The following is a 15,477-nucleotide window of genomic DNA, read 5'->3' as shown; positions in this document are numbered from 1 at the left end:
CCTTTAGAATGATTATTTAAGGCTATGAACCTTGGTAACCAGTGCTTTAAACAGTTTCGGGTTAGCGGCGATCAGCTCACCTTTGCCGCGGATGTCAGTTCCGCCTGTAAAATCAGCCGATAGGCCACCCGCTTCGCGAAGAATGAGTAGGCCTGCATCGATCTCTTCTGCCACCACGCCTTTCTGAACAACGCCGTCAATTCGACCGGCTGCAGTGTAAGCTAGATTCAGTGCGACAGAACCGGTGCTGAAAATGTCAGCGTTCGCTTCAATCAATGCGCGGTTAATGTTCAGTTGTAGATCAAGGTTGCTCTTGTCTGAAGGACGACCCAAGAAACCGGTTCCGATCAGAGTGCTATCAAGCGCTTTGCTGTTGCTGACACGAAGGCGTTTGCCGTTTAGCTGTGCGCCTTGACCGTTGCTCGCAGTAAACTCTTCACCGGTAATGGGGTTAAGAATCAGTGCGTGTTCAACTTTACCGCGGATAGTTCCAGTAATGCACAGCGCAAAAGAGGGGATTGCGTTTGAAAAGTGAACAACACTGTCGATAGGGTGTACTCGCCACTCACAAGGGTTAGGGCCCTCTTCTTGAGCTGGGTACTCACCTGAATACTCACCGAAGATGCTGTGGTGTGGGTTCGCTTTTTGGATGTTAAACGCAATAGTGCGTTCAACGTTTTTGCACGTATCGCTTAAAAAAGTAGCGACACTCGACTGCTCGCTTTTAATGAGGTCGAGACGTTCTAAAGCGTGAGTGATCTGTTCACTAGCCTGACGGGCAGCCCGTAGGGCGATGTTAACCATTGGTTGCATCAGTAAGTATCCGGAATTGTTAAAAGAGCGAATTTCATTATACCTCAGACCGCTACAAAACCGCTACTATCGAGCAGATGTGATTCATGGCGTCATCTGTTAGAATCACGCCCGCTCAGGGAGAGACAGATGTTAGATAAAATCCGAATCGTGTTAGTTAATACCACCCACCCAGGGAACATTGGTGCTGCTGCGCGTGCTATGAAGAATATGGGGCTGTCTGAACTCTGTCTGGTAGAGCCCAAACTCTTTCCTCACCCTGAAGCCAATGCTCGCTCTTCGAGAGCGGATGATATTCTTGAATCTGCACTGGTCGTTGAGTCGTTACAGGAAGCAGTTGCGGATTGTCAGTTGGTGGTGGGCACCAGTGCTCGAGGTCGTCACATCCCTTGGCCGATCGTTAACCCTAGAGAGTTATCAGCTCAAGTTTCAGAGCGACTCTCCCACTCTTCAGATGATTTCAAAGTAGCTATTCTGTTTGGTCGTGAAGATCGTGGCTTAACCAATGAAGAGCTGCACGCTTGTCATCTGCATGTTCATATTCCGACCAATCCCGATTTTAGCTCATTAAATGTCGGCGCAGCTGTGCAGGTGATCGCGTATGAACTGCGCATGGCGCTGCAAGAGTCGGTGGTTGAAGAAGCGCCGCAATGGGGTGTGGATTGGGATATTGAGTTGGCAGATCAAAAAGAGATTGAGCTGATGTTTAATCATCTTGAGCAGACACTGATCGATATTAAGTTTCTCGAGCCTGATAATCCAAGACAGTTAATGACTCGGTTAAGAAGACTGCTACTAAGGGCGGTACCAGACAAAGTAGAGGTCAATATTTTGCGTGGCATTTTGACCAAGATAAATCGCTCAATCCGTAAAGATTAATAGTTGACTAAAATTGTAGGATTAATAGTTGACTGTTTTTGTAGGGTTTTAGATAATACCTTTAACACAATAGGGTGTAGGAAGGTCTTATGCGACTTACAACCAAAGGGCGATATGCCGTAACCGCGATGCTTGATTTGGCGCTCAACAAAGAGAAAGGACCAGTCAGTTTGGCGGATATTTCTGAAAGACAGGGTATCTCTTTATCCTATCTTGAGCAGCTTTTTGCCAAGTTGCGTAAGTGCGCACTGGTGACCAGTGTGCGGGGGCCAGGTGGAGGCTACCTGCTCAATCTGGAGTGCGAACAGATTACTGTAGCATCTATCATCGATGCGGTTAATGAATCGATTGATGCTACAGGCTGTAACAGCCAAGGTAACTGTCAGGCCGGTGAGACCTGTTTGACGCACCATCTGTGGAGCGATCTTAGCGATCAGATCCACAACTTTCTTAGTGATATTAGCCTTGCAGATCTTTTGAAACGCAGGGATGTAATGGCTGTTGCAGATCGTCAAAGCCAAAGTACGGCAGCTGACGGGTTAATTCCCTCTGTTGCCAGCGCATAAGAGCCATAACTCAGTTTAACGTTTTTGGAGAGAGAGTATGAAACTGCCGATCTATCTAGATTACTCAGCGACAACACCGGTGGACCCTCGTGTTGCTGAAAAGATGATGGCGTGCCTTACCCCAGATGGTAACTTTGGTAACCCAGCGTCACGTTCGCACCTGTTTGGTTGGAAGGCGGAAGAGGCGGCTGAGACTGCCCGTCGCCAGGTAGCAGAGTTGATTGGTGCAGACCCTCGTGAAATCGTCTGGACCTCAGGCGCTACCGAATCAGATAACTTGGCCATTAAAGGTGTTGCGCACTTCTACCATAAGAAGGGTAAGCACATCATTACCTCTAAGATTGAGCACAAAGCGGTCCTCGACACCTGTCGCCAATTAGAGCGTGAAGGGTATGAAGTGACCTACCTAACACCGGGTAGCGACGGTCTGATTACGCCACAGATGGTGGCAGATGCGCTTCGCGATGACACCATTCTTGTCTCTCTGATGCACGTCAACAATGAGATTGGCACGATTACTGATATTGCGGCGATCGGTGAATTGACTCGTAAGCACGGTGTGCTGTTCCACGTAGATGCTGCGCAAAGTGCTGGCAAGTTACCAATCGATATGGCCGAGATGAAGGTCGATCTAATGTCACTTTGTGGCCACAAAATGTATGGCCCGAAAGGTGTCGGTGCACTGTATGTGCGTCGTAAGCCACGTGTACGTATTGAAGCTCAAATACATGGTGGTGGCCATGAGCGCGGTATGCGCTCAGGTACTTTGGCAACTCACCAGTTGGTTGGTATGGGTGAAGCCTGCGCGATTGCTCAAGCATCGATGGAGCAAGAGCATAAGCGTTTGGCTGAACTTCGTGATCGTTTCTGGTCACAAATCAGCGATATGGAAGAGGTTCATATCAATGGTTCTGTTGAGCAGCGCTACCCAGGCAACCTGAATGTGAGTTTTGCCTTTGTTGAGGGTGAATCACTTCTGATGTCTCTGAAAGATTTGGCGGTCTCTTCTGGTTCTGCTTGTACATCAGCAAGCCTTGAGCCCTCTTACGTGCTACGTGCATTGGGCCTCAATGATGAGATGGCGCACAGCTCGATCCGTTTCTCTTTTGGTCGATTTACGACCGATGAAGAGGTGGATTACGCAGCGGCACAAGCACGTGTGGCCGTAGAAAAACTTCGTGAATTATCGCCTTTGTGGGATATGTACAAGGACGGTGTGGATTTAACTAAGGTTGAGTGGGTACATCACTAATACTCAGTGAGAGGAGATCAGCATGGCTTACAGCGATAAAGTAATTGATCACTACGAGAATCCTCGTAATGTTGGCAAAATGGAAAGTGATGATCCACACGTAGGTACCGGCATGGTCGGTGCACCTGCATGTGGTGACGTAATGAGACTTCAAATCAAAGTCAGTGATGACGGCGTGATTGAGGATGCAAAGTTTAAAACCTATGGTTGTGGCTCTGCCATTGCATCTAGCTCATTAGTGACTGAATGGGTCAAAGGTATGACACTGGACGAGGCGGCTGAGCTGAAAAATGCTAAAATCGCTGAAGAGCTAGCGCTTCCTCCAGTTAAGATTCACTGTTCAGTTTTGGCAGAAGATGCAATCAAAGCAGCCATTGAAGATTACCGCGGCAAGCAGAAGTAATCGCATTTAACCTCTGGTAGACAGTTTAGGTAGAAGGTTTTTATGTCAATTTCGATGACGTCAGCAGCTGCTAACCATGTGGCTAAGTATTTAGAAAAACGCGGCAAGGGCATTGGTATCCGTTTAGGGGTTAAGACCTCAGGATGTTCAGGCATGGCGTACGTTCTGGAGTATGTTGACGAACTTAACAGTGAAGACTCTGTATACGAGTTTGAGGGCGTTAAGGTTGTTGTTGATCCAAAAAGCCTTGTCTATCTAGAGGGTACAGAGCTCGACTTCGTCAAAGAGGGGCTCAACGAAGGCTTTCAGTTCAATAACCCGAACGTCGCCAGTGAGTGTGGTTGCGGCGAAAGTTTCCATGTTTAAACCGGTTAAGGCTTAATTCTTGAATCTTTCTCAAAACTATTTCGAACTCTTCGGTCTTGAAGCAGGTTTTGTTCTTGATCGTGCACTCCTCGATACAGCGTTTCGAGAGCTGCAAAAAGAGTATCACCCAGACCGATTTGCTCACAAAGGTGATGCTGAACAGCGCCAGGCTGTGCAGAACAGTACTCACCTCAACACCGCCTATGAAACGCTTAAGTCACCACTCTCGCGTGCACAGTACCTTCTCTCATTACAAGGTGTGCTGACCGGTGAAGAGTCAAGAAAGCAGCTGCCAATGGACTTTTTAATGCAGCAGATGGAGCTTCGCGAAACCTTAGCTGAAGCGCCCGAAGCCGCAGACCCTTTCGCTACTCTAGAAGCTTTAGAGTCACAAACTGTGGAGTTGGAAAAAGCCTGCTTTGATCATTTTCAGGTGGCTTATGCGGGTGGTGATTTGGAGTCGGCTGAAGAGTCTGTTCGCAAGCTGCAATTTTTAAAGAAACTACTGTCTGAGATAGAGGCCATGGAAGATCGCCTCGATGAGGAGTTTTAGTCATGGCGCTTTTGCAAATTGCAGAGCCCGGAATGAGTTTGGATCCCCATCAACGTAAGTTGGCGGTAGGGATCGATTTAGGCACCACTAATTCACTGGTGGCGTCGGTTAGAAATGGTGTTGCAGAGACACTTTCTGATGAGGCAGGGCGCCATTTGCTGCCCTCGGTTGTCCACTACTCAGAGGCTGGTGCCATCGTCGGTGCTGAAGCGCTGTCGAGAGTAAGCGACGATCCATTTAACACGATTCAATCCATTAAGCGCTTAATGGGTCGCTCCTCAAATGAAGTGTTAACTTTAGGCGATCAACTTCCTTATCAGTTTTCAGAAGGCGAGGGGGGGATGCCCTACCTCAAAACAGCCTTGGGTGATTTGAGTCCGGTTCAAATCTCTGCGGATATTCTTAAAGCGCTTTCAGCTCGTGCTGCCGAATCTTTGGGTGGTGAGCTTGAAGGGGCTGTTATTACGGTTCCAGCCTACTTTGATGATGCACAGCGTCAGGCCACCAAAGATGCGGCCACGCTGGCCGGCTTGAAAGTTCTTCGCCTTCTGAATGAGCCTACTGCGGCAGCGGTCGCTTACGGTTTAGATCAACAGGATAAAGGCGTCGTAGCGGTTTACGATTTAGGTGGCGGTACCTTTGATATCTCTATACTGCGCCTGACTAAGGGTGTGTTTGAGGTGCTGGCTACGGGTGGAGATTCGGCGCTTGGGGGTGATGATTTTGATCACGCTTTAGCTGAATGGTTGCTAGAGCAAGCGCCTGAGCTAGAGCGTACACCTGCGGTTATGCGATCTCTTATGGTTCAAGCGCGCCGTGCAAAAGAGTCACTGACGGATTCAGATTCAGTCACTCTAACCTTGGCTAATGATCAAGAAGTTTTGGTGACGCGTCAGCAGTTTGAACAGTTGACGGCACCCCTTGTGTCGAAAACGCTTCGTGCCTGCAAACGTACCTTAAAAGATGCGGGCATCAAGCCAGATGAGATCAACGATGTTGTGATGGTGGGTGGTTCAACTCGTGTGCCAGCCGTTGTTGCTGGGGTCGAGGCGTTCTTTAATCGCCAGCCTCATACCGACATAGATCCTGATCGTGTGGTGGCGGTGGGTGCAGCTCTTCAGGCCGATATTTTAGCGGGCAATAAACCGGATGCAGAGCTGCTGCTGTTAGATGTGCTCCCTCTCTCTTTAGGGTTGGAGACTATGGGTGGTTTGGTTGAGAAGGTAATTCATCGCAATACGCCGATTCCTGTTGCTCGCGCTCAAGAGTTTACAACCTACCAAGATGGTCAAACGGCTATGTTGGTGCATGTGCTGCAAGGTGAGCGTGAGTTGGTAGATGACTGCCGATCACTGGCTCAATTTACTCTGCGCGGTATCCCTCCTATGGCGGCTGGCGCCGCTAAAATCCGAGTCACCTTTCAGGTTGATGCGGATGGTCTATTGAATGTCTCAGCCAAAGAGCTATCAACCGGTATTGAGAGTGCGGTTCAAGTGAAACCCTCTTACGGTTTGAGTGACTCTGAAATTACTCAGATGCTAACGGATTCTTATCAGTTTGCTGCAGATGATAAAGAGCGGCGCGCCTTGCGTGAACAGCAGGTTGAGGCAGATCGTTTAATCGTATCGCTTGAAGCGGCGATTGCTGAAGATGGCGAGCAGTTGCTGAGCGATCAGGAGCGACAGGATCTTCTTTCAGAAATTGACGTTCTGCGTTCGCTTCGTGATGGTGCGAGCTCTAAAGCGATAGAGTCCGGCGTAGAGCATCTCGCCCAAGTAAGTGACTTCTTCGCAGCCCGCAGAATGGATCAATCAATCCAAAAAGCGTTGCAAGGCCAGCGCGTTGATCAATTAGATTAGGTAAATGTAATGACTCAAGTGATCTTCCTACCCCATGAAGAGTTGTGCCCAGACGGCAAAGTGATCGATGTGGAGCCGGGTGTTACGATCTGTGATGCAGCACTGGCGAACGATATTCATATTGAGCACGCTTGTGAAAAATCTTGTGCTTGCACTACTTGTCATGTCGTCGTCCGTGAGGGTTTTGATAGCCTCGAGGAGTCCGACGAGTTAGAAGATGACATGCTCGATAAGGCCTGGGGCCTTGAGCCTGAATCGAGACTAAGTTGCCAGGCCGTTGTCGGTGATGAAGATCTTGTTGTTGAGATTCCTAAATACACCATCAATCAGGTATCAGAAGGGCATTGATCCTTCTAAAGCATCTCTGAAAAGGGTCCGTAAAGCGGGCCTTTTTTGTTGTGGTTGAAGGGCTATTTATCTTTCGTCGCATAACGTATAATCCGCGCACAAATTTTAACCCATAATTTAATTAAAGGATTACACAGTCATGGCTACTGAACGTACTCTATCTATCATCAAACCAGATGCTGTTGCTAAAAACGTTATCGGTGAGATCGTTTCTCGTTTCGAAAAAGCAGGCCTAAAAGTTTCTGCTATGCAGATGAAACAGCTTTCACAAGCTGATGCTGAAGGTTTCTACGCAGAGCACAAAGAGCGTCCTTTCTTCGGCGACCTAGTCTCTTTCATGACGTCTGGTCCAGTTGTTGTTCAGGTTCTTGAAGGTGAAAACGCTATCGCTAAAAACCGTGAACTAATGGGTGCAACTAACCCACAAGAAGCAGCTGAAGGCACTATCCGTCGTGACTTTGCTGAGTCTATCGATGCGAACGCAGTACACGGTTCTGACTCTGCTACTTCTGCAGCACGCGAAATCGAATACTTCTTCGGCGCATAATGACGCCCAAGGTGCTCTCCGTTGATCGGAGGGCGCCTTTTTTTTGGTCCAAAGCTCATGGCAGAACAGAAAGTAAACCTTATCGGTCTATCACCTACTAAGCTTGAAGATTTCTTTGAGGAGATGGGTGAGAAGCGTTTTCGTGCAACTCAAGTCCTAAAGTGGATTCACCAGCAGGGTGCCAGTTCGTTTGATGAGATGACGAACATCAGCAAAGTCCTACGTGAACGCCTATCTGAGGTTGCTGAAATTCGTGAGCCAGAGGTGTTACTGGATAAAACGTCCAAAGATGGTACCCGTAAATGGGTCATCCAGATGGATGGTGGTTCAGCGATTGAGATGGTCTTGATTCCTGAAGGGGATCGCCGCACGCTCTGTGTCTCTTCACAGGTGGGTTGTTCTTTGGACTGCAGCTTCTGTTCAACAGGCAAGCAAGGCTTCAACCGAAACCTTAGCGCTGCCGAAATCATCGCTCAGCTTCGTGTTGCTATCCGTTCCTTTGGGCCGTTTGACCCAAGTGGTGAACGACGCGTATCCAACGTCGTGTTAATGGGTATGGGTGAGCCGCTGATGAACTTTGATGCTGTGTTTGATGCAGTACAGTTGATGATGGAAGATAACGCCTATGGTCTCTCTAAGCGTCGTGTGACCCTGAGTACGGCCGGTGTGGTTCCTAAAATCGACAAGCTTGCTGAGTTAGGTGCTGATGTCTCATTAGCGATCTCTCTGCATGCTCCAAACAATGAACTGCGTGATCAGTTAGTGCCTATCAATAAGCGCTACCCGATCGAAGAGCTAATGGCTTCGGTCAAACGCTATTTCGATAAGCTGTCGGATCGACGTGTAGCAACGATCGAGTACACACTGATTGCTGGTGTGAACGATCAGCGTGAGCATGCTCGTCAGCTGGTTAAGTTGCTTCGTCAGGTGCCTTGTAAGCTTAACCTGATTCCATTTAATCCTTTTCCAAATTCTGGATACGATCGCCCCTCTGAGCAGGCAATTCAGGCATTTAAGTCTGAGATGTTGAAAGGGAATATCCTTACGACCGTTCGCCGTACTCGTGGCGATGATGTGGATGCGGCTTGTGGTCAGCTCGTCGGTCAGGTTGAGGATAAGACTCGTCGCAGTGCGAAGTACATCGAACTTCACAATCAAACGAGCTAGATTTATTGACACTATTCTACTATCGTTAATGAAACTAACTTTAAGTTTCTAAACGGTATTTTGTGTCCCTATTCAAAGCAGTAACTCTTTTTTGCTCTATTACTTTGGCAGGCTGTTCCGCTTTTTCATCGAGTGAACAACCTAAAGGGCGAATAGATCAATCTGCCCTAGCAACCTACACCAAGCTGGGTATGCAATATCTCCAGGCGGGTGATACGGCATCGGCAAAAGAGTCTCTTCAACAGGCTGCTTTGGCCGACCCTGGCTATGCCCCAGCGTTGAATGGTTTGGCAATGGTGTTTCAAGCCGAGCGTGAACCAGAACTGGCCGATCAATATTTTCAAAGAGCCACTCAAGCAGACCCTAACTCTGCCATGATCTTTAACAACTATGGCGCCTTTCTTTTTTCTCAGCAGCGGTTTGAAGAGGCCTGTAAAGCCTTAGCAAGATCAACTGAAGATCCTTTCTATACACAGCGAGCACAAGCATTTGAAAACTTGGGTCGCTGCTACCGTCTGATCGATCGTGATTCCGCTGCGGAGCACGTCTTTAATCGTTCAGTGACACTGTCACCACTTCGGGTGACGGCTCATATTGAGCTTGCAGATCTTTACTTAGATAAAGGACAGGCTTCACTGGCCGCTCAACACTATGCAATCTTTCAACAGCAACTTGATGCTCAAGAGACCCAGCACTTTGCCAAAAGTCTTTGGGTTGGTGTAAGGTTAGCCAGACATAGTGGGAACCCATCAAAAGCGGCAAGTTATGCGCTGCTTTTGAAGAACCTTTATCCGAATTCCGAAGAGTATAATAAATTTAAGGATACTGGCCTGTGACAGACCATGATCTATTGGGCGATAGCCTCTCAGGATTTGAAAACCACAAGCTGATTGCTGCCCGTGAATCATTGGGTATCTCTGCTGGTGCGCTGCAGCGAGATCTGAAGCTAACCAGTGCTGTTTTTTCTGCGATTGAAGCGGGTGACCTTGATCAATTGGGTCAGCCGGTGTTTGCGCGTGGTTATATTCGTAACTACTGTAATCGAGTTGGGTTGGATCCCGAGACCTTTGTTGAACAGTACAATGCGGCTATTGGTCAGCGGCCTGTTAAACGCCGCTCAGCCATTAAATCAGCGGGTTCAGCGACCGCCGGTACGGTGATGAAACTCAACCCGCGTCGTGCAAGTTCGCTATTAACACTCCTCTTTCGGTTGGTCATCATTGCGGCTCTTTTAGCAGGTCTTGCTTTTGGGGCTTCTCAAATTAATTGGCCGACACTTGGGCTGTCCGGTTTGTTTGGTGGTTCTGAACCTGAAGAGCAGCAGAGCAGTCAGGCGCTTCCGCCATTGGCAGGAGAGTCTGAGGGTCTTTCAATACCTATCAAAACAATGACTCAAGAGTCTAATGAAGATGCGGTGGTTGAAGCGCCCAAAGCGATTGAGCTACCTAAGCCTGCTGAAACGCCTGATCTCGAATCTAAAACGGCGGCCGTTCCAGTCAAAACAGAGCAGCCCAAACCGGCGGAAAAGTCCGAGCCTAACGAACCCTTGACCGCTTCACCTGTTAATACGAGTGGTTCAGATGGTGTGACGATTAAATTTAGCGATGTCAGTTGGCTGAATATCAAAGATGCTACCGGTGAAGCGCTGTTTAACGGGCTATCAAAAAAAGGACAGGATCTGACAATCAAAGGTAAAGCCCCGTTTTCAATTGTCATTGGACGTGCGAATGCAGTCAGTTCTGTAACTTTTGATGGCTCAACAGTTGATTTAGAACCTCATACCAGAAAGAATGTAGCCCGTTTAACATTATCGCGATAATTAGATCGCACATTACGGGTTATAAAATTGGCAAAGCTACAAGCCATTCGTGGTATGAATGATCTTCTGCCAGACCAGTCACCGGTCTGGCAGTATCTAGAAACTCAAGTAAAAACGGTCCTGCAGGCTTATGGCTATGCTGAGATTCGTACCCCTATCGTAGAACAAACTGAGTTATTCAAACGCTCAATTGGTGAAGTAACCGATATCGTTGAGAAGGAAATGTACACCTTCGAAGATCGTAACGGTGATAGTTTGACACTTCGCCCGGAAGGGACTGCAAGTTGTGTTCGTGCAGCAGAACAGCACGGCCTTCTTTACAATCAAGTCCAACGCCTTTGGTACACTGGTCCAATGTTTCGTCATGAGCGCCCGCAGAAAGGTCGCTATCGTCAGTTCCACCAGGTAGGTGCTGAAGCTTTCGGTATGGATGGTCCTGATATTGACGCAGAAGTGATCATCATGAGTGCTCAACTTTGGAAGCGCTTAGGGTTGATCAACTCCGTTGAGCTTCAATTAAATACCTTGGGTTCAGCTGAAGCTCGTGCACGGTTTAAAGAGGACCTTGTCAGCTATCTGTCGGCTCGTAAAGATCAGCTAGATGCTGACAGTCAGCGTCGCCTTGAGTCTAATCCACTCAGAATATTGGACTCTAAAGATCAAAACACCCAGCAGCTATTGAACGATGCACCTCATTTTCATGATTACATCGACGAAGAGTCCAAAGCACACTTTGAACAGTTGAAGTCACTGCTCGAGGCTGCGGGTATCGAATACCGTGTTAATTCTCGCTTGGTGCGTGGTCTAGACTACTACGGTAAGACCGTATTTGAGTGGGTGACCGATGCGTTAGGCGCCCAGGGTACTGTCTGTGCCGGTGGCCGATACGATGGACTGGTGAGTCAATTAGGTGGCAAGCCAACCCCGGCTGTCGGTTTCGCAATGGGTGTCGAGCGTCTGGTTCTTCTCCTTGAAGAGCTGCAACTGGTTCCTGAGAGTGTTCGTCAACGTATCGATGTCTATGTCATCGGAATGGGGGATGATAATCTAGCGACCGCGATGAGTGTTGCTGAAACGCTTCGTCACGAGGCGGGCCTTCGAGTTCAGTTGCATTGCGGCGGCGGTGGATTTAAAAGTCAGATGAAAAAGGCTGATAAGAGTGGAGCAGATTTTGCCATTCTTATCGGTGACGATGAGCGTGCTGCGTCCGAAGTGAGTTTAAAACCGCTGCGTGGTAATGGCGATCAAGTTCGAGTTGCTCAAGATTCACTGGTCAGTGAATTGAAAGGTAAATTTAGTCTTTAGGTTGGAGAGTATAGTGGCTGAGCTACGTACAGAAGAAGAGCAGGTTGAAGCGCTCAAAAGTTGGTGGAAAGAGAACGGTAAATCCCTAATCATGGGTGTCGTAATTGCTGTGGCTGCTGTGTTTGGGTGGCGTGGCTGGAATCAGTATCAAGATGACTTTGCTGCAAACGCTTCCGCTATGTATGAGTCGATTCTCAATCCTGTCGCAACCGCTTTGCCACTGGATGATGCCGCGGTTACGTCCTTGATACAGGTTGGGAAAGATCTTCGCGCAGATTATGCATCGAGCGCTTATGCCCCTATGGCGGCAATGGTGTTAGCTCGTGTATCAGTGAATGCTGGCGATTTAGAAGGTGCGCTTGAGCAGCTCGATTATGTGATTACGAGTGAAGTCTCGCCATTAGATATGAAGTCTTTGGCTACAATCCGTAAAGCGAAAGTGCAATTAGGATTAGGGCAAGCTGAAGCAGCTAAAGCGTCATTAGCACAGTTAAGTGGCTCAGATTTCCCATCACTATTTGCTGAGGTTCAGGGAGATGTGGCTGCTGCAATGGGTAACGCTTCGGAAGCGAGAGCTTCGTATGAAGCGGCAATGGCGTCGGCCGATCCTCAGCGCAAGCAGGTGATTAAACTGAAATATGATGATTTAGCGACTGGAGATGCATCGTAATGAATCTCATTAGACGTGCCTTTGTTGTAGCAGCTGCAACCAGTCTTTTGTCTGGTTGCGGTATTTTTTCTGGTGAAAAAGAGTCCGGCCCACAAGAGTTGGTCGCGTTTGAACAAGAGAAAGCCTTCAACCTTGTTTGGAGTGCAGATGTGGGTGCGTCGTTTGGGGATGAGTTTCACCAGTTTAAGCCAGGTGTGACAAACGATTCGTTACTGATCTCTGATAAGCAAGGACGAATCTCATCCTATGCGCTGGAATCGGGTGCGCTGAACTGGAGCGTTGACCTGGATGCCGAAATCAGTGCAGGTGTCGGTGCAGGGTTTGATCTAGCGTTAGTGGTTCTTGATAGCGCTGAACTGGTGGCGCTATCTGCAAAAGATGGTTCGGAACAGTGGCGAGCTCAGCTGAAGTCCGAAGTGACGGCTCAGCCACAAGTGGGCACGTCACTGGTTGTTGTTCAGCAGGTGAATGGTCAGCTAGCCGCCTTTGATCGCATTACCGGTGAATCTCGTTGGGTCTATGATGCTCAAGAGCCTGCACTGACGCTTCGTGGTACCGGTACTCCCCTCATGCTGAGTGATGGTGTCGTAGCTGGATTTGCTAACGGTAAGGTAGTCGCACTGGCGGGCGAAACAGGTATTCCAGCCTGGGAGATTCGTGCGGCTGATGCGATGGGTCGTTCTGAGTTTGAGCGTCTAATGGATTTGGATGGTGGCTTTGCAATAGCAAACGATCTTATTCTGACCGGCGGGTATCAAGGTCGTGTGGTAGCGATCAACCCGCGCACGGCGTCAACAGTCTGGACTCAATCCTTCTCTACTTATCAAGAGCTGGCGGTCGGTTTTGGTAATGTCTATGCGGTCGATGCAAAGGGAGCGGTTGAGGCCTTTGATGTCTCGTCGTCAGCCAGTGTTTGGCGCAACTCTGATTTTGCTAATCGAGGCTTATCGGCACCGGTAATGGTTGGTAACGAAGTAATTTTTGGGGATGCTCTGGGTTACCTACATGCCCTGTCGCAAATCGACGGACGTCCTATCGCTCGAGTCAATTTGGGTAGTTCACCTGTCACGGCGGATCCGGTCGTGGTAGGGGATACAACATTTGTACTCAGTAACTCGGGTAAATTGAGTGCTTTAACGCTAAAATAGCAAAAGCCTTTTAATTTTATATAAGGCGGTGACCTGACTAGCGGGTTGCCGCCTTCTGTTTTTTGGAATCAGGTGAGCAATATGCTTCCGGTAATTGCCCTAATTGGGCGCCCTAATGTCGGTAAATCGACCCTGTTTAACCGCTTGACCAGATCGCGTGATGCGCTGGTTGCCGATCTTCCTGGATTGACACGTGACCGTAAGTACGGTGAAGGTGATCTAGGGGAGCGAGACTATATTGTCATAGATACTGGTGGTATCACGGGTGACGAGAGCGGTATTGACCGTGAAATGGCACAGCAGTCTTTTCAAGCAGTTGATGAAGCCGATATCGTTCTGTTCCTTGTGGATGCTCGTGCAGGTATCAACCCAGCTGACGAAATGATTGCAGATCATCTGCGTCGTCACGAGAAAAAAGTCTACCTTGTAGTCAATAAGACCGATGGATTGGATCCTGATATCGCTCGCTCTGACTTCTATGCGCTGGGTATTGGGGATCCGCTCTCCATTGCAGCGGCTCATGGTCGCGGTGTTCGTCAGTTGATTGATATGACATTAGATGAAGCCGGTGTGCCATACCCTGAAGAGGGCGCAGAGCCGGAAGAGGAAGATGATGGCAATATTCGTATCGCCATTGTTGGTCGCCCTAATGTGGGTAAATCTACGCTGGTAAACCGAATGCTTGGTGAAGAGCGCGTAGTGGTATACGACCATGCCGGGACGACTCGAGACAGTATCTACATTCCATACGAGCGAGATGGCCAGCCATACACTCTAATTGATACGGCCGGGGTTCGCCGTCGTCGTCAAGTGACAGAGGCGGTAGAGAAGTTCTCAATCATCAAAACGCTTCAGGCTATCAAAGATGCCAATGTTGTTGTCGCAATCATTGATGCGCGTGATGGTGTCACTGAGCAAGATCTAAACATGCTCGGCTTCGTGATCGACTCTGGCCGAGCTCTGGTAGTTGCACTGAATAAGTGGGACGGCATGGACTATGAAGCAAAAGAGAAGGTTAAGACTCAAGTAGAGCGCCGCATGGGGTTTGCGACCTTTGCTCGTTTCCACTTCATCTCGGCGCTGCATGGAACGGGTGTTGGCGATCTTTATCGGTCAGTGAACGAAGCCTACCGTTGTGCAATGAAAAAATGGTCGACTAATGAGCTGACTCGTCTGCTTGAAGATGTTGTAGCTGATCATCAGCCACCAGCGGTCAATAATCGCCGTATTAAGTTGCGCTTTGCTCACCAGGGTGGTTCAAACCCGCCTATCATTGTAGTGCATGGAAATCAGACCAACGCACTGCCGGGCTCTTATAAGCGCTATCTTGAGAATCGCTTTACCTCGCTTCTAAAAGTGCGCGGAACACCGATTCGCTTCCAATTTAAAACGGGCGATAACCCTTTTTCTGGCAGAGTGAATAAACTCTCCGGTCGCCAGGAGGCTAAAAAAGAGAGACATCGTCAGCACATTAAAGAGATGAAGAAGCGAGCGAAAGATAAAAAGCGTAAGCGCTGATCTTTCTCCCACTCCTACAAAAAACGCACCTTATTAAAGGTGCGTTTTTCATTACTGCAAACCCAGTAAAAATAAATGTTCAAAAAAGTGTGTTTTTTTACAAAAAAGGGGTTGAATAAAAATCGGGTGTCGGTAATATACGCACCTCGCTTGAGACGAGTACTCAAGCAGCCACCAAGAGATCGGTGGCACGCTCTTTAACAATTAATCAGGTAATGCGTGTGGGCGCTTGTTGAGGTTGAGCACAAAAGCTTAACAAGACAA

17 protein-coding genes are annotated in these 15,477 nt (G+C 48.5%); 16 read left to right on the top strand and 1 reads right to left on the bottom strand.

Annotated features, from left to right (window positions below; genetic code table 11):
* Positions 1-12 precede the first annotated feature (12 nt).
* Positions 13-813 carry an inositol monophosphatase family protein gene (locus XMD530_RS10705; protein WP_254442795.1) on the bottom strand — a complete coding sequence of 267 codons (801 nt, stop codon included), beginning with the start codon at positions 811-813 and terminating at the stop codon, positions 13-15.
* A gap of 129 nt (positions 814-942) precedes the next feature.
* Here XMD530_RS10705 and XMD530_RS10700 point away from each other — a divergent pair, with 129 nt between their 5' ends.
* The 16 genes from XMD530_RS10700 to der all read left to right on the top strand — a co-directional run bounded on the left by XMD530_RS10700 (position 943) and on the right by der (position 15,213).
* Positions 943-1,692, top strand: a complete 750-nt coding sequence (locus XMD530_RS10700; RefSeq protein ID WP_173480712.1) for an RNA methyltransferase — start codon at positions 943-945, stop codon at positions 1,690-1,692.
* Positions 1,693-1,781: 89 nt separating this feature from the next.
* On the top strand, positions 1,782-2,258 hold the full coding sequence (gene iscR, locus XMD530_RS10695) for a Fe-S cluster assembly transcriptional regulator IscR (RefSeq protein WP_173480713.1): 477 nt from the start codon (positions 1,782-1,784) through the stop codon (positions 2,256-2,258).
* A 37-nt stretch (positions 2,259-2,295) separates the two neighbouring features.
* Positions 2,296-3,510 carry an IscS subfamily cysteine desulfurase gene (locus tag XMD530_RS10690; RefSeq protein WP_173480714.1) on the top strand — a complete coding sequence of 405 codons (1,215 nt, stop codon included), beginning with the start codon at positions 2,296-2,298 and terminating at the stop codon, positions 3,508-3,510.
* A gap of 22 nt (positions 3,511-3,532) precedes the next feature.
* A complete protein-coding gene (gene iscU, locus XMD530_RS10685; protein ID WP_173480715.1) occupies positions 3,533-3,913 on the top strand; it encodes a Fe-S cluster assembly scaffold IscU in 381 nt (126 codons plus the stop codon).
* Positions 3,914-3,955: 42 nt separating this feature from the next.
* Entirely contained in the window at positions 3,956-4,279 is a 324-nt protein-coding gene (iscA, locus tag XMD530_RS10680) for an iron-sulfur cluster assembly protein IscA (RefSeq protein ID WP_173480716.1), read from the top strand.
* Positions 4,280-4,298: 19 nt separating this feature from the next.
* On the top strand, positions 4,299-4,832 hold the full coding sequence (gene hscB, locus XMD530_RS10675; RefSeq protein WP_173507128.1) for a Fe-S protein assembly co-chaperone HscB: 534 nt from the start codon (positions 4,299-4,301) through the stop codon (positions 4,830-4,832).
* 2 nt (positions 4,833-4,834) lie between these two features.
* Positions 4,835-6,691: a Fe-S protein assembly chaperone HscA gene (gene hscA, locus XMD530_RS10670; RefSeq protein ID WP_173483756.1), complete on the top strand. Its 1,857-nt coding sequence runs from the start codon at positions 4,835-4,837 to the stop codon at positions 6,689-6,691.
* Positions 6,692-6,700: 9 nt separating this feature from the next.
* Positions 6,701-7,039 carry an ISC system 2Fe-2S type ferredoxin gene (gene fdx, locus XMD530_RS10665; RefSeq protein ID WP_173480719.1) on the top strand — a complete coding sequence of 113 codons (339 nt, stop codon included), beginning with the start codon at positions 6,701-6,703 and terminating at the stop codon, positions 7,037-7,039.
* Positions 7,040-7,178: 139 nt separating this feature from the next.
* On the top strand, positions 7,179-7,586 hold the full coding sequence (gene ndk, locus XMD530_RS10660) for a nucleoside-diphosphate kinase (protein WP_169450197.1): 408 nt from the start codon (positions 7,179-7,181) through the stop codon (positions 7,584-7,586).
* A gap of 57 nt (positions 7,587-7,643) precedes the next feature.
* Entirely contained in the window at positions 7,644-8,753 is a 1,110-nt protein-coding gene (rlmN, locus tag XMD530_RS10655; protein ID WP_173507127.1) for a 23S rRNA (adenine(2503)-C(2))-methyltransferase RlmN, read from the top strand.
* A 62-nt stretch (positions 8,754-8,815) separates the two neighbouring features.
* Entirely contained in the window at positions 8,816-9,589 is a 774-nt protein-coding gene (gene pilW / locus XMD530_RS10650) for a type IV pilus biogenesis/stability protein PilW (RefSeq protein WP_217364186.1), read from the top strand.
* On the top strand, positions 9,586-10,572 hold the full coding sequence (locus XMD530_RS10645) for a RodZ domain-containing protein (protein WP_173480721.1): 987 nt from the start codon (positions 9,586-9,588) through the stop codon (positions 10,570-10,572). Before pilW ends, XMD530_RS10645 begins: the two co-directional genes overlap by 4 nt.
* Before the next feature lie 27 nt (positions 10,573-10,599).
* The gene (gene hisS, locus XMD530_RS10640) at positions 10,600-11,877 is read left to right on the top strand and encodes a histidine--tRNA ligase (RefSeq protein ID WP_173480722.1); all 1,278 of its coding nucleotides are present in this window, start codon (positions 10,600-10,602) and stop codon (positions 11,875-11,877) included.
* Positions 11,878-11,890: 13 nt separating this feature from the next.
* The gene (locus XMD530_RS10635) at positions 11,891-12,547 is read left to right on the top strand and encodes a tetratricopeptide repeat protein (protein WP_173483754.1); all 657 of its coding nucleotides are present in this window, start codon (positions 11,891-11,893) and stop codon (positions 12,545-12,547) included.
* Entirely contained in the window at positions 12,547-13,695 is a 1,149-nt protein-coding gene (gene bamB, locus XMD530_RS10630) for an outer membrane protein assembly factor BamB (protein WP_173507126.1), read from the top strand. Before XMD530_RS10635 ends, bamB begins: the two co-directional genes overlap by 1 nt.
* A gap of 81 nt (positions 13,696-13,776) precedes the next feature.
* On the top strand, positions 13,777-15,213 hold the full coding sequence (der, locus tag XMD530_RS10625; protein ID WP_173480725.1) for a ribosome biogenesis GTPase Der: 1,437 nt from the start codon (positions 13,777-13,779) through the stop codon (positions 15,211-15,213).
* Positions 15,214-15,477 lie beyond the last annotated feature (264 nt).

Source organism: Marinobacterium sp. xm-d-530 (assembly GCF_013283365.1).
In the GTDB taxonomy this organism is placed as follows: domain Bacteria; phylum Pseudomonadota; class Gammaproteobacteria; order Pseudomonadales; family Balneatricaceae; genus Marinobacterium_E.
This window is presented reverse-complemented; position numbering and strand designations above follow the sequence as displayed.

Bases quoted from the DNA above. Each gene is read 5' to 3' on its own strand.
- XMD530_RS10705 (WP_254442795.1), bottom strand. From the start codon at position 813: ATGCAACCAATGGTTAACATCGCCCTACGGGCTGCCCGTCAGGCTAGT.
- XMD530_RS10700 (WP_173480712.1), top strand. From the start codon at position 943: ATGTTAGATAAAATCCGAATCGTGTTAGTTAATACCACCCACCCAGGG.
- iscR (WP_173480713.1), top strand. From the start codon at position 1,782: ATGCGACTTACAACCAAAGGGCGATATGCCGTAACCGCGATGCTTGAT.
- XMD530_RS10690 (WP_173480714.1), top strand. From the start codon at position 2,296: ATGAAACTGCCGATCTATCTAGATTACTCAGCGACAACACCGGTGGAC.
- iscU (WP_173480715.1), top strand. From the start codon at position 3,533: ATGGCTTACAGCGATAAAGTAATTGATCACTACGAGAATCCTCGTAAT.
- iscA (WP_173480716.1), top strand. From the start codon at position 3,956: ATGTCAATTTCGATGACGTCAGCAGCTGCTAACCATGTGGCTAAGTAT.
- hscA (WP_173483756.1), top strand. From the start codon at position 4,835: ATGGCGCTTTTGCAAATTGCAGAGCCCGGAATGAGTTTGGATCCCCAT.
- fdx (WP_173480719.1), top strand. From the start codon at position 6,701: ATGACTCAAGTGATCTTCCTACCCCATGAAGAGTTGTGCCCAGACGGC.
- ndk (WP_169450197.1), top strand. From the start codon at position 7,179: ATGGCTACTGAACGTACTCTATCTATCATCAAACCAGATGCTGTTGCT.
- rlmN (WP_173507127.1), top strand. From the start codon at position 7,644: ATGGCAGAACAGAAAGTAAACCTTATCGGTCTATCACCTACTAAGCTT.
- bamB (WP_173507126.1), top strand. From the start codon at position 12,547: ATGAATCTCATTAGACGTGCCTTTGTTGTAGCAGCTGCAACCAGTCTT.
- der (WP_173480725.1), top strand. From the start codon at position 13,777: ATGCTTCCGGTAATTGCCCTAATTGGGCGCCCTAATGTCGGTAAATCG.